This is a genomic window from Chryseobacterium candidae (genome assembly GCF_004916905.1).
Lineage (GTDB): Bacteria > Bacteroidota > Bacteroidia > Flavobacteriales > Weeksellaceae > Chryseobacterium > Chryseobacterium candidae.
This window is the reverse complement of record NZ_SDLV01000014.1, coordinates 1-14,366: the sequence shown is the minus strand read 5'-3', so window position 1 is coordinate 14,366 and position 14,366 is coordinate 1. Positions and strand designations below refer to the sequence as shown.

9 protein-coding genes, 2 tRNA genes and 1 pseudogene are annotated in these 14,366 nt (G+C 31.0%); 7 read left to right on the top strand and 5 right to left on the bottom strand.

All coding sequences use genetic code 11. The features are described from left to right. The first annotated feature begins 18 nt into the window (after positions 1-18). Together EK417_RS07535 and EK417_RS07530 are read left to right on the top strand one after the other, a co-directional pair. Positions 19-1,860 carry a bifunctional lysophospholipid acyltransferase family protein/GNAT family N-acetyltransferase gene (locus EK417_RS07535; RefSeq protein ID WP_076596049.1) on the top strand — a complete coding sequence of 614 codons (1,842 nt, stop codon included), beginning with the start codon at positions 19-21 and terminating at the stop codon, positions 1,858-1,860. A 109-nt stretch (positions 1,861-1,969) separates the two neighbouring features. Further along, positions 1,970-2,042, top strand: a tRNA-Phe gene (locus EK417_RS07530). 71 nt (positions 2,043-2,113) lie between these two features. Here the strand turns inward: EK417_RS07530 and EK417_RS07525 are convergent. The 5 genes from EK417_RS07525 to EK417_RS07510 all read right to left on the bottom strand — a co-directional run bounded on the left by EK417_RS07525 (position 2,114) and on the right by EK417_RS07510 (position 9,349). Continuing rightward, entirely contained in the window at positions 2,114-2,956 is an 843-nt protein-coding gene (locus EK417_RS07525; RefSeq protein WP_228457909.1) for a thiopeptide-type bacteriocin biosynthesis protein, read from the bottom strand. 5 nt (positions 2,957-2,961) lie between these two features. Beyond that, positions 2,962-5,136 carry a lantibiotic dehydratase family protein gene (locus EK417_RS07520; protein WP_136521796.1) on the bottom strand — a complete coding sequence of 725 codons (2,175 nt, stop codon included), beginning with the start codon at positions 5,134-5,136 and terminating at the stop codon, positions 2,962-2,964. Further along, positions 5,137-7,320: a prolyl oligopeptidase family serine peptidase gene (locus tag EK417_RS07515; RefSeq protein WP_136521795.1), complete on the bottom strand. Its 2,184-nt coding sequence runs from the start codon at positions 7,318-7,320 to the stop codon at positions 5,137-5,139. 9 nt (positions 7,321-7,329) lie between these two features. Continuing rightward, positions 7,330-7,482: a hypothetical protein gene (locus EK417_RS21005; protein ID WP_168801945.1), complete on the bottom strand. Its 153-nt coding sequence runs from the start codon at positions 7,480-7,482 to the stop codon at positions 7,330-7,332. A 133-nt stretch (positions 7,483-7,615) separates the two neighbouring features. After that, entirely contained in the window at positions 7,616-9,349 is a 1,734-nt protein-coding gene (locus tag EK417_RS07510) for a helix-turn-helix domain-containing protein (protein ID WP_136521794.1), read from the bottom strand. A gap of 334 nt (positions 9,350-9,683) precedes the next feature. Between EK417_RS07510 and EK417_RS07505 the strand changes: the two genes are divergently transcribed. The 5 genes and pseudogenes from EK417_RS07505 to EK417_RS07480 all read left to right on the top strand — a co-directional run bounded on the left by EK417_RS07505 (position 9,684) and on the right by EK417_RS07480 (position 14,223). Next, positions 9,684-9,992: a hypothetical protein gene (locus tag EK417_RS07505; protein WP_136521793.1), complete on the top strand. Its 309-nt coding sequence runs from the start codon at positions 9,684-9,686 to the stop codon at positions 9,990-9,992. A 75-nt stretch (positions 9,993-10,067) separates the two neighbouring features. Next, positions 10,068-10,814, top strand: coding sequence for a GLPGLI family protein (locus tag EK417_RS07500; RefSeq protein ID WP_136521792.1), 747 nt, complete (start codon positions 10,068-10,070; stop codon positions 10,812-10,814). Next, on the top strand, positions 10,814-13,387 hold the full coding sequence (locus tag EK417_RS07495; RefSeq protein WP_136521791.1) for a TonB-dependent receptor: 2,574 nt from the start codon (positions 10,814-10,816) through the stop codon (positions 13,385-13,387). The genes EK417_RS07500 and EK417_RS07495 overlap by 1 nt, the downstream gene beginning before the upstream one ends. 248 nt (positions 13,388-13,635) lie before the next feature. Next, positions 13,636-13,791 (top strand): annotated as a pseudogene (locus EK417_RS21680) (transposase); the annotation flags it as partial. Positions 13,792-14,150: 359 nt separating this feature from the next. Beyond that, positions 14,151-14,223 (top strand) — tRNA-Phe (locus tag EK417_RS07480). Positions 14,224-14,366 lie beyond the last annotated feature (143 nt).

Here is a 14,366-nt window from a genome sequence, read left to right as displayed (position 1 = left end):
AATTGCGACTAAACACACATGAGTTTAATTTCGAAAAACGATCTGATCAAAGCTTCCGGCTTAAATAAAATTGGGTTTCTCAAGAACCCGGTAGCATCTGCTGTGATGAGCATTGCTAAAATAAACGAAGTAAATAAATTATACGACAAACTAAAAGACAAGGAAGGCAAAGACTTTTTCGACTCATTTGTGAGAGAAAGAAACCTAAGCTATGTAGCTTTTGAAGAAGATCTGGCAAAGATTCCGAAAACGGGGCCATTTATTCTGGTTTCCAATCATCCGCTGGGTGCTATTGACGGAATCCTGATGTGCAAGGTTCTCACAGAGGTTCGTCCGGATTTCAAGGTAATGGGTAATTTCCTTTTGGAGAAGATCAAACCGATGGAACCTTATGTGATCGCTGTAAATCCTTTTGAAAACAGAAAAGAAGCTTACAGCAGTTCTTCGGGAATGCGTGAAACACTCAAGCATTTGCAAAACGGAGGCTGTGTAGGTATTTTCCCGGCAGGAGAAGTTTCCAACAAGAATAATCCTTACGGAGAAATTTTAGATAAGGAATGGGAAAAAACGGCACTTAAGCTGATCAGAATGGCTAAAGTGCCGGTAGTTCCTATGTATTTCCATGCCAAGAACAGCAGACTTTTTTATCAGGTGGCTAAGCTTCACCCGAATTTACAGACACTTATGCTTCCTGCGGAAATGATGAATGACAGGGAAAAACCTATCAGAATCAGGATCGGGCGTCCTATTACTGTGAAGGCAATGGATGATATGGAAACAATTGAGGAATTGGGAGAGTTTCTGAAACGTAAGGTTTATATGATGAAATCTTATTATGAAAAAAGAAAATCTCTTGCTCAAAGTATCAATCTTCAGAATTTATCTGTAAAATTTCCTTTATTGAAGGAAGAAAATATTGTTCAGAATATCATTGATGAAACGCCTCTCGAAGATATCATTAAAGATGTCGACAAATTAAGAGGAACTGATAAAATGCTTTTCAGTAACGGGAATTATGAGATCTATTTCACGACTTACGAGGAAATTCCATCTATTATGAGGGAAATCGGACGCCAGAGAGAGCTTACGTTCCGTGCGGTAGGTGAAGGAAGTAATCTTCCGTTTGACCTTGATGAGTATGACAAGCATTACCACCACCTTTTCCTATGGGATAACGGTGAGAAAAAACTGGCTGGTGCTTACAGAATGGCATTGGGTAGAGAAGTGATGAAAAAATATGGTGTCAAAGGCTTTTATACAAGCTCTTTGTTTGAGTTTGAGCAGGACATCCACCCTTTCTTTAAAAAGGTGATTGAAATGGGACGTGCCTACATCTGCCAGGAATATCAGCAGAAACCGCTTCCACTCTTCCTTTTATGGAGAGGGATTGTGCATGTATGTCTGAGAAATTCTGATCATAAATTTCTTATGGGTGGTGTAAGTATCTCTAATAAGTTCTCTGAGTTCTCAAAATCGCTGATGATTGAGTTTATGCGTTCTAATTATTTTGATTCTGCAGTAGCTCAATATATCACTCCGAGAAACGAATACAAGGTAAAGCTTCGCGACAGGGATAAAAACATTTTCTTTGAGGAAATGGAATCTGACCTGAATAAGCTGGACAAGATTATTGATGATCTTGAACCTGAATTGAGACTTCCTGTTCTGATCAAAAAATATATTAAACAAAATGCCAAAGTAATTGCTTTTAACGTGGATCCTAACTTCAATGATGCGATTGACGGATTGATGTATATCAGAATCAGTGATCTTCCGGAAAACACGATCAAACCAGTATTGGAAGAGATGAGTGAGCAGATCAGAAAAGAGCAGGAAAATAATCCGGCTGATAATCAGTAGGTTTTTAACTTTACGCAAAAAAAGTATGATGAATACTTGCTTTGTATACTAAAACTTACTACTTTTGCATCACTTTAAAACAACGAAGTAAGTCAAACAAAAATATAATGGTTTCTTAGCTCAGTTGGTAGAGCAATGGATTGAAAATCCATGTGTCCCTGGTTCGATTCCTGGAGAAACCACTTTAAAACCTCTGATTAGTCAGAGGTTTTTTTGTATTTTTGCGTATACCAGGGATCAGAAATGATATGGATTATGGAATATATAATTTCATTTTGTAATACCTTAGTAGATAATCATAAATAACCATCTCAAACAATCGCTGATTAGAAACAAACAACCGGTTGATATTCATGTGAAAAATGCTACTGAAAAAGCTTTGCAATGATATTCCTAAAGATTGATTTTTATGATGGTCAATAATATTCCGCAACGCTAAATTACTCTCTTCAATATTAGAAATAATAACATTCCGCTCTTCCAAAAAATCTACCGACCTAGTAAAATCTAAATATTTTGGTTTAAACTCCCGATATTTTTTATCCAATTGAGAATTTAATTTTTTATCAGCATTAAATTCCTGTTTAAAAGCTGTATTAAAATCTTTGATCCAATCTAGTTTCTCCTGAACTGAAAGGTTTAGCTTATTCAACATTTCATCAATATAGAAAAGAGAAACAATAATTTTCTCTTCATCATCATAGTGCAGACATTGAAAAGTAAATTCACTGTTTTTGCAAAATAAGGTTTCAGCATCTTCAATGGTATTTTCCCCGTAACGTTCAATTTCTCTATTATAAGTATCAAATATAATGTTTGAAATTTCTCCACTTTCTACAGATTCATATAGGGCTTCATTTATTTTGTCAATAATCTTATTAGAGTTATCAATACTATTTAATTCAAACCTTATTCTTAAATGTGGTTTCGGATCATTATAACGGATAAAAAACCATTTTGAAATAAAATCATTTTCCTGAAAGTATTCTACCAAAGGCTGTGCTGCTTCCTCCAAAATAAGATCTGCTGTTTTCACCCCTGTATAGATTTTCAGATACAGCCATTCAGTTCCCGGAACAAATTTTCTTTTTATCACAACAGTTATTTATTTTTGTGCATGGGGAAAATGAATTCTCTTTTAAATTCATCATTTTCGTTATATAAAAATTCTTCTATAATGATTGACTTTTCACTTTTTACAGCCTGAATAAAAAGCTTTGCCATATCGTAATTCTCCAGATTGATGGTTAAAGTATTATCAAACTTTACCCATTGAATCCACACAGGAGTTTTTCTTTTGCTTCTCCAATTTCTTAGTTTCAGCAAGAAATCTTCTTTATCTGAATTTAATACATCCAAAGAAGAAATATCTTTTTCAGTAATTTTCCATCTGGCTTTTGAAAGAATAATATTATCATATTCTACTCTTGGCAGAAATGTATAAATATGCTCTAATCCACCCCAGCTGAAATAAAGCCCGGATCTGGTATTTTGAGAATACAGATCAGATAAAAAATGATAGACAGGAAGAGTATTTGTATAGTAATTGTGAGCGTTTGTTAAATAAGGAATGATCTTCTTGTTCAATTTCTTTGACCGTAAAACAATTTCATCATTTTTAAAGGAAATATACAAATCCTCAACTTGTATTTGATTTTCTGCAGGGAAAAGCGACTGGGCTAAATAAGGAATTTCATATTGCCTTAAAGTTGGTCTTCTGATTACATTTCCTATTCTTGCTTCTGGTAAATGGATAATTTCTGCCAAAATCACATCAGGATTCAGCCCTTGTTCTTTTTGAGTAATCTTTTTTGTGAGACTCTGAACTTGTGATTTTTCTGAAGAAAATCGCCCTAGAAGATCAGCTGCACTACTTCCGGTACTATTTTTTAATAATAATTTTTCCTGGCTGTTATCAGAAATTATCTCTGTCATTATGGAAATGGTATCCGGCAAATTGTCCCATTTCTCTTCAAAATCTTTGAAATCTTCATCAGATAATGTAATACTATACTGATTATCAGATAAAGCTTCCTGCACCTTTTCATTAAGGATCTGATGAACCGGAGTAAGCTCAATATTCTTGTTTTGATTTTTTTGTAAAACCGGAAAAATCAGATCTTCCAAATAAGGATGAATACCTTTTGAAGAAATATTTTGTTTGTAACCAATACCTATTTCATTGTCCAGAACATACAGCAATGGCAACTCCTGCGTTTCAAATCTTTCACTAAAGGCTTTTTTAAATTTTGAAAATTCATTTTCCCTTTGACTCAAGGTGATTTTATTCAAGATTCTTATTCCCTTTTTTAATTGTCTTTTCCATTCAAAGGGCAAATAAGACAATGCTTTATTATAAAGATCAGTCTGGAAGAGATACTTTGGCTCATATTCTATTGCAAAGTATTTTATTAATTCTTCTATTTCAGCATACCTGGCGATTGGATTATTAATGTTCTGGTCTAATTCATTCAATTTATTTTTTATCGAAATTAAAATCTCAGCTTCTTTTTTTATTTCCCTTCTCTCTAAAATAGTAATGATAGTATCCAAAAAATCGTTTCCAGAAACATTAGGTTCCAATTCGCTTACCAATACCTGATTATTGATGAGTTCTTCTACAAATTCCAGGGCCTCGTCTTGTATGATTTTTTCATCAATCAAAATTTCCGCAATTTGCCGTATCGTTTTTCCTTCTTTTGAAAAATTTAATATCTGCTGTAATTCCTCAGAAAGTGGGGCCGAAGAAATAATATACTCCCTTTTTCCTTCGCTGTACTGGTATTCTATATAGCGGATCCTGCTTCCTACTTTATAAATACTGTTATTAGGAAAAAACAAAAGCTTGTTTCTTATCTCCGGTAGCTGCACAAAATGTTGAGCTAAGGAAACAAGAAAGTGCATATCCAATTTGGTATCTCTAATTTTTTCTGAAATTGGAATTGTCATCATAAGCTTGTCGAAGGATCCCAACCCAACCGATGAAAATAAGCCGAATGGAGTACATCGCGTACTTATTCGGCTATAATATTTTAACAGGGTTTGTTTTAGCTTTTGATTTTCTTTTTCTGAATTAATCCATTTAGCCAGCTCATCATGTAAATCTGGCGAAGCCAAATAAACAGCTTCCTGAAATATGGGATTGATACAGATTTCCTTCAGTTCTGCATCTGTAATTTCATCTTTGCTACTTATTGTCTGTTGAAAGTTTTTGCGTGAAAATAAAGGAGTACGCACTACATATTCATCAAAAAATTGATACGGAAAACGTGACATTTATTTTTTTGTGTTTTCTTTTAGTTGGTAATCTGGATGTCCTAGTTGCCATAAAGCGAAAGCGAAAATATCTGATAAATTTAAGTATTTTTGCTTTAAAAGAAGATCTCGGCCACCATGTCCACCTTTATAATCAACTTTAAGTAAAATAGGATTCTTTGCGGTATTATCTGTTTGTAGTTTTGCGGCAAATTTAACAGGCATCCAAGGGGCTACCCGCGGATCATTGATGCCGGTAGTAATAAAGGTTGCCGGATATTTTATGTTTTTTTTAATATGATGATATGCGTCCATTTCATATAGAGCCTTAAACTCGGATTCAATATTTTTGGAACCAAATTCTTTGACACTATTTAATCCGTTTGGCATTGCCTCAATTCTCAAACTATTTACTATTCCTGCTGTTATGATAGCAACTTTAAATAGGTCAGGTCTTTCAGTCATAGCTCTTCCTACTGTAATACCTCCTGCACTTTGGCCCCAAATGGCTATTTTATCGGCAGATGTATAGTCTTCACTGATCATATATTCAGCACATGATATTAAATCCTTCCAAGAATTGGGCTTAGTATCTTTAAAGCCTCCTAAATGCCATAATTCGCCCTTTTCTGCGCCTCCTCTTACATGAGCAATAGCAACAATACCACCTTTTAATGCCCAAAGCATAAATGTCATATCTAAAAATGGGCTGTTATTGATTCCATAAGCACCATAAGCATCTATTAAAAGGGGATTTCTTTTATCTTTCGGGAGGTCTTTTTTATATATTAAAGAAAGTGGAATGTCTAGTCCGTCATGAGATTTGACAGTTATTTCTTTTACTATAATATCTTTGAATTCAGGATACTCTACAATCGATGCTAAATTTTCAGGAGTAAATTTTTTTATTATTGAATCAAATTTAAAACGTTCATTATCATTTTTCCATCCTGTGCAATTTATCCAGAAGTCATTGGACTCATTACTTTGGGTAGTTACGGTAATATCACCTGATGGAAATGGCAATATCAAGTTTTCAATTTTATTATTTTGATAAAGGTATAGTTTAACTTCCACACCATTTTTTGAACTGCTAAAGACAAAGCCGTCTTTAATTTGATAAAGTCCATTAATTACTTCGTTGGGGATGCTAGGAATTATTAGTTTAGGATTTTTAAAATCTGGGGATTTCAATGATGTACAATAAATAGCATTAACACCATTTTTCTCTGATATAAAAATTATACTGTCATTTTTCACAATAAATCCATCAATTTTTTCCTCTTTAGAAAAGAGCAGCTTCCATTGATTTTGTTTATTAATAAGACTAACTGGTTGGAAGTAAGTATCATTAAAATTTGTAGCACCTGCTATATAACCAAATAAATATTGGCTTTCTTTTGTAGGTAGTTTTACTATAGGATAGTCCTCTGGATTTATTTTTAAGTCAGGATTATTTTTTTTTGATAAAATTACATTCAGTTCTTTTGGATCTTGTCCTATTTTATAAACAACGGCCTGCATGTTTTTCATAAACCCGTCTGAATTAGGATTTACTACAGGAAACCGGAGATAAATAAAGCTATTATTGTCCGAAAGCCATGAAATACCTCCCCCATTCGTTGGCCAGCAATTTGTAACAAGGTCTGGAAGTATTTTATGAGAATTCAAATCATATATAATCATCTCAGAAATTTCTTTTCCGCTTTCTGTTAGTGCAATAGCCACCTTAGAGCCATCATAATTAGGTTTAATATAATTAATTATGTATTTTTTATCAGACTTCGGATTATAGTTTTCGGGATTGAAAATCTCTGTTTCTATACCTTTAAATCCCTTCCTGTAATATAATTTTGCTGTATTTTCCTCAGCTTTTTTCTTTAAATAAAAACAAAAATCATTTTCCGTAATATTAATTCTATCTACGGAAAATGATTGACGTTGATCAAATTCGATTCTTTTATTAACGTAATATTCTTTGTTAGGAATTTTATTAAGAACTGAATCTGAATAATTGGTTTGTGATTGCATCCAGTTAATGACCGAAGGATCTCTTAAATTTTCAAAATTCCTGAACTCATCCACGACCTTAATTCCAAAATAGTTTTCAGTAACAGGCTTTGATGGAGCTAATTTTATTTTCTGGGCATTCAACATGCCAAAAATAATGTGGATAAAAAATATGAAAATTAATCGATGTATCATTACGTAGATTTATCTCTTTGTTCTACCAGTACCAGTTGGCTCATCATCTCCATTAAAATAATTCAGATCGCTACCTCCTTTAATTGAATTAGGATTGATAATTCTCGTTAGCTGTAATTTCTTTAAAGATAATTTTTTCGAGATTTCTTTTTTTTGTTTCATTTTGTTGTTTTCTAATTTAAGTTCACTTGCAAATCAACGAAATTAATCTATAATTATTCAAAAACTGCATACCGAAATTTATAAATTCCGTACAACTTACAACACAATCAACTGATTATATGACAATTAAAAATCATTTTTTATCTTTCTCTTTTAATGCTTTTATAAAATAAGAAGGTAAGGTATCTGTAATTTTTTTAAAAGCATTAGTAAAAGATTCCACATTATTGTATCCTGCTTCATCTGCAATAGCAGCAATTGTAAGTTTTTGTAAATTTTTATTCTTCTTTAGTTCTTCAACAATATAATTAATTCTTAATTCATTAAGATATTGAGGGAAATTTTGTCCTTTGAGCTCATTTACTGATTTTGATAAATACGCCCTGTTTGTATTAAGTTCTTTTGATAATAAATCTAGATTGATCGTTTTATCTAGGAAACGTTTGGTTCTTTCGAATTCTTCTAATTGTATTCTAAGTTGTTTAATTTTATTATAAGATAGATTCGACTGTTTAGGTTTTTCAGTTTCCTGTTTTAATGAGGGGTAGGTTAATTTATTATCTGTTACCTCAACTTCTTCTGAGATAACATCTTTTATATCTTGATGTTTAGCTAATAAGTTGGCTTTAAATTGATATAGTTTTATTTTTTTTCTATTTTTTATTTGTAAAAATATCAAACTAGCTATAAGCAAACCACCTACACCCAACAACCAGAATAAGGTGTAATTTTTAGAATTTAAATCTGCAATTAGGCTTTCTTTTTCATTTAACAAAAGAGGTGTATCATATTTTTTATTGATTTGTGTGGATAAAAAGCTATAGTTCTTATTTAAGATACTATCTACAGATAAAAGGTGTTCAATATAAAATAATTGTTTTTCCTTGTCTCCTGTTTTTTTATAATAATCAATTAAAAGGGGATAAGTATTTCGTAATTCATACGACACATTTTTACTTGCTATTATTATTGAATCTACTTTTTCAAATCGAGCTATAAAATTTTTATTCTTAATATGATATAAAATTTGTCCTATATAATACTCACTTAGAGCTACATTTTGAATATTGTCAGGGTTTTTAGTGAAAATTTTGGATGCTTTCTCCAAAATTCGTAAAGCAAGCTTGTAATTTCCTTGTTTGAAAGTGTTGATGCCAGAAACTAATGATAAAGAAGCATATAGATCTTGATCTTTACTTTTTGAATTTTGTTCAAACCCATGTTTTACATAATAATTTGAAGAATCTAAATTATTACTTACGTGATAGGCATAAGACAAATTATATAAGCATTTTTCATAATTGATTTGATTTGTAAGATTATTTTTTTCTAAATAATCTTTATATCCTAGTAAGAGTTTTAAAGCCTCTTGATAATTCTGCAATTCAAGCTTTAGTAGACCTATACAGGAATTTATATTATGGTAAAGTTCACTATCCTTTTCAGCATAATCTCTAGCAATTAAATAGTTATCTAACGACTTGGGATAATTAGCAACATAATAATAATAAACTCCTTTATATCGATAAGCTTTAGACAAATATTCAGAATTTTGCATTTTTTTGGATACAGTAATCATACTGTCTATAAATGAAATGGCCGGCTTATTATTGCTTATTTTATATAATGACTCATATCCATCAGCCATTTTTTCACCATTTTTATTTTTCTTGCCCTTCAAAAGAATTGTATTAGCATAAATTCCAGCTTTATCTGTATTGATATAAAGTTGTTTTTCAAAGGATTTTTCTAGTTGCTCAAAACTCTTTTGTTTTAAGGAGTCTGGGATACGAAATCCCTTTATACTTTGTGAAAAATATAAATTTTGACAAAAAATAAGTAGAAAAAAGAAGAACTTCTTTTGCATATTGTGTTTCAAAGTGCAAAAATAAGCATTTTAAATCCTATCTTAATGATTACATGAGATTCCATTCTAAATTACTGTTAAATAGCGGTTTAAATCATATCTCTCCTCTCTATATTTATAAATTTCTTATAATGTTTATCCAAGATTTATAAATCCTGATACCTATTGTTTTTTTTCTGCTCAACTCTTGCCTAAGTTTGTTTCAGGTAAAAAACACAAATATTTTTCTTTTCGTAATGCGCAGTATGAAAAGTATAAATAGAGCTGATCAGCAAAAACCACTGTCAGGGATTATATGACAAAAATATTAATCATCTAAAAAAATTAAACTAAAATGAAAACATTATTATTCGCAGCGTTCTTATTTGCAGGAACAACACTAGGATTTGCTAAAAGCAATACACCGGTTCATAATTTTTCTCACGAAAGCAAAGAAACTGTATCTTTGAAATATACATATGACAAAGTAAATTCTTTGGAAGAGGTGAAAAATAATGAAAAGGTAGAAGAGGTTAAAAACATCTGCCATAAAACTGTTTTTACGACTGAGGTTTCATACAGTTATTATGATGATGGTATGGGAAATCTTATCGTAACAAAATCAACTGATTTAGTGATGACCACATATTGGTATGGTTGCTAAGAAATAGTTACTGAAAGTATAAATAATAAGAACGCCTAAACAAATAGGCGTTCTTGTAAATATAATTTATTGGATATGAAATACACTCTTTTTATCTATTTATTTTTTTTAAATTTTATTAGTGCTCAAAATTTAAAAGTAGAATATGAATATGTAAATAAGCAGGATCTTAGCGAATATTCTGCAGAGTCCTCAGATGCATTTAAAACCCAGGCACAGGAACAGCTTAAAAAAGCCCAAAAACAAGTCCTTTACTTTCATAATGGCAATACTTTTTACAAAAACATTGCTACTGAAAGATTTGAAAACGAGAAAGAAAGAAAAAAAGTTGATGAAAGAACTACCAGCATAACAAAAGAATCCTTCGTTATAAAACCTATTAAAATTTATCATAAAAAAAATGATTCAGGCTTCTATCAATACCAAAATTTTGGAGACGAAGAATATTATAAATATTATGCTCCTAAATTTTCTAAAGTAGAGTATAAAAATGACGTTGAACTGATTGAAAAATACACATGTAAATTAGCCGAAGTCACACTGAGTGGAGGAGGATTAGTAAAAGTCTGGTATGCGGAGGAGTTCCCGGTAAGTGCAGGTCCTTATGTATATAATAGTTTTCCCGGTCTTGTATTAAAAGTAGAATCTCCAAATTTTATTGTGTATGCTACGAAAATAAGTAATGAAGGAAAAGAAACGGATTTTGAACCTATGAATCCAAAACTTAAAGTTTTAGATCAGGAAAAAGATCAAGATAAAATTCAGGAAATTATGAAAGAAGCATCAAAAGTGAAAGAAACGCATACAGATATCCGTTTATAATGAATTTAAAATTTCCAATCATTATTTTTCTATTGTTTTTCAGCTATTCTTTTTCACAAAACATTAATATTAATATTGAAATTAAGGAAGCGAACGGAAATCCTGTACCGGAAGCTAATGTTCAGCTTCTTAAAAATGAAAAAACCATAGACTTTCAAAAGACAAATGATAAAGGGGTTTGCAATTTCCGGCTGTCCGAGAAAGGAATTTTTTCCTTAAAAATTACCTCTTTATTATACAAAACAAAGATTCTAGAAATTAATACAAATGAAAAAACTGATTTTGAAATTGTATTAGAATCACAGGTCAAAATCATACCTACAGTAGAAATAAAAGCTCGCCCTAAAATTGCGAGTGCGAAGGAAGACACTATTGCTTTTAATCTGAAAGCAGTAAGAGACGGAACAGAAAGAACGACGGAAGATCTCATTAAAAAACTCCCAGGTCTGAATATTAATGAAAATGGAAAAGTAACCTATAAAGGAAAATCAGTAGGACAAGTTTTAATAGAAGGAAATGATTTTTTTGGAAAAAATCATAAAATGGCCACTCAGAATATTTCAGCTAATATGGTTGAAAGTATTGACCTTTGGCAAAACTATACTACCATAAATGGAAACCGTTCCACAGCACTTAATTTAAAACTCAAAGAAGAATATAAGGGAAAAATCACTGGAAATATAGAAGGCAATTATGGGACTAAAAATTCATATCTGGGGCATGCCAATTTGTTCCGGATTGGAAAACTTGGCAACCTTGCTCTGATTGCAGATGCAAATAATATTGCTAAAGATCCGATTAGCTTTATGGATTTTTATGAAATGAATACACAGGAAGATATAGATAATGCTGATAATAATTCAAATATAGATATTCCTACTTTTCTTAATAATGATGGAAAAGTAAAATCTAAGGATAATCAGTTTGGAGCTTTACAATATTCTAAATCAAAAAAGAATTTTAGTATTACAGCTTTTTCTATTTTTAATAATGCTCAGTTAAATAAATTTTCAGCCTCTAAAAGAACTGTATTCGAAGGGCAGTCAAAGGATTTTAATTTTTATGAGCAAAGGGCAGAAAATAATAAGGGTTTTTTAGGGACTACTCAAATAAAATTGAAAAAGAGTTTTGCAGATGAGAGTTTTTTATACTATAATTTCGGTTACAATCCTACTCAGGATAATTTTAACCAAAATATAGACCGATATTCCACAGATGACAATTTTTATATTATTAAAAATAATGTAAAAAATAATGGGATTAGTAATTTTCTTTCATGGAATAAACAGTTGAATAATTCAAAAATAATCTTCGCTTTCAGTAAAATCAATGAAGATTATTCGGGAAACTTAAATATACTTTCAAATAATGATCTATTCCTGACTTATAAGAATTCATTATTTCAGAAATATGATGTGAGTTCAAATAGATATGGACTGGACTTTTACCTGAAGAATAAAAACAAGCTTGTCAATTTTAATTTTCATTCAGGATTTTCTTATAAAAATGAAAAGTCAGAACTTACGGAGCTGTTATCACAGACAAATGAGAATAGGACATTAAAAACCTATCATTATATCAATGACCTGAATGTATACAGACAATTCGGGAAATTTGATTTGTCAGCTTCTTTAAGTTCTCATTTTCTGAATATCAATGAATATAAGAAACCTTATTTTGAGAAAAGGCTAAAATTCCAATACAGTCCTGCATCCAAAGCCAGTACAGAAATTAGCCTGGAATATAACTCAATATATAAACTTCCCACTTTAAAGCTTCTGCAATACAACCTTTTATATACAAAAGATTTATACTTTAATCAAAATATGGATCTTACCCCCGATTTGTTAAGCAATACAGATAGTTATAAATTAACCTTTCACAGAGCTTATTTAGAAAAAGGAAGCAGTATGTTTCTTATGCTGATGTATGACAAAACCAAACCTAGCTTTACGACAAATACCATCAATTATGGCACATTTTCGGCTATGGAAAATACAATAGGAAGATTTAATGACAGATTGATATTTTTATTTGCCAGTGATAGGAGGTTTAGTAAGTATTATGCATTAAAAACAAAGTTTACAAGTGCTTTAACTAAGAATGTAAATTTTATAAGTAATAATGAAAACATTTCTACCGTCCAAAATTTTGAACTGTCTCAAAAACTCTCTACGAATTTTAAAAACGAACCCCTACAGTTTGATTTAGGTTACACTTTTACTAAAAGTATTTTCGAACAGAGTTTTTATAATACGACTTCTAAGCAAGATAATATAAAACTATCTTTTGGGATTAGAGCCAACATTAAAAAGGAATGGATTGGGAATATTTTAGGTGAATATTTAATACAGAAAACAGGTGAGAACACACTCAGAAATTTTTTAATTGGAGGTCAAGTTTCATATCGAAAAGAAAAATCGAACTTTGAATATAACCTGCAATTTAATAACATCCTGAATCTAAACTCTTTTCAGTATATCAACAGTTACACAAGTCAGCTAGGTATAGATGAATCTTCTACAGCAGCGTTACAAGGTTATATTATTGGTGGTTTAAAATATAACTTTTAAGTAAGTAAAGATCAAAGAAGCACGAATGCTGCTGCTGAATCCCTCAATGCAAAAATAAAAAACTTCAGAATGCAGCTCAGGGGTGTAAAAGAAAGAACGTTTTTTCTCTTCAGATTAACGGGGTCAGTCTCAAAAGCTAGGGGAAATGTTTAGCAGGTTTATCTTTGCATTATACTAAGCGATCACGGCCTTCTTAAATTATTACTTCATAAAACAATCCAAACTGCCAAAAATTAGAGAAAAGAGTTACAAACTTCTTAATTAAGCTCCGAACACAACAATGTCACGATGTTGAACCTATTTTTGCAGAACTCAAACACAACAAAAATTTTAAACGATTCATGTTTCGAGGGAAAAACAAAGTCGAGGTAGAAATCGCATACTTAATATTGTTCACAATCTAAAGAAAACGATAAAAGTAGCCTGAACATGCCGCTTTTTGACTTTTTATATTCATTTTCAATATTTTATAAATGTAAATAAGATTTTTCAATTTTTGTCTTATCAGGAACATATAAGGACAATCATTTCAGAATAAAAATCAATTTCAGTAATGAAAATACACTGGCAGAAAACTATTAAAAATAATATTAAAAAAAAAAAGAATCCTTCCAAATGATTGATGAACAGAGTATTGAATACAAAAACAGGCTACACTAATACATTTCATCAAAAAAACAACTCAAAAAACTTGCGTGGTGTTACAAAATATTATACTTTTGCATCACTTTAAAACAACGAAGTAATAAACAAAAACATAAATGGTTTCTTAGCTCAGTTGGTAGAGCAATGGATTGAAAATCCATGTGTCCCTGGTTCGATTCCTGGAGAAACCACTTTAAAACCTCTAATTCAGTTTAGAGGTTTTTTTGTTTTTATTCATTCTGATTATGTTCTTCAAAAATTACATTGTCTATTTTGAGGATCAAATCTAATGGGATCAAGCGCAAAATTTGGGGACTAGGCAAAAAGTTTAGCT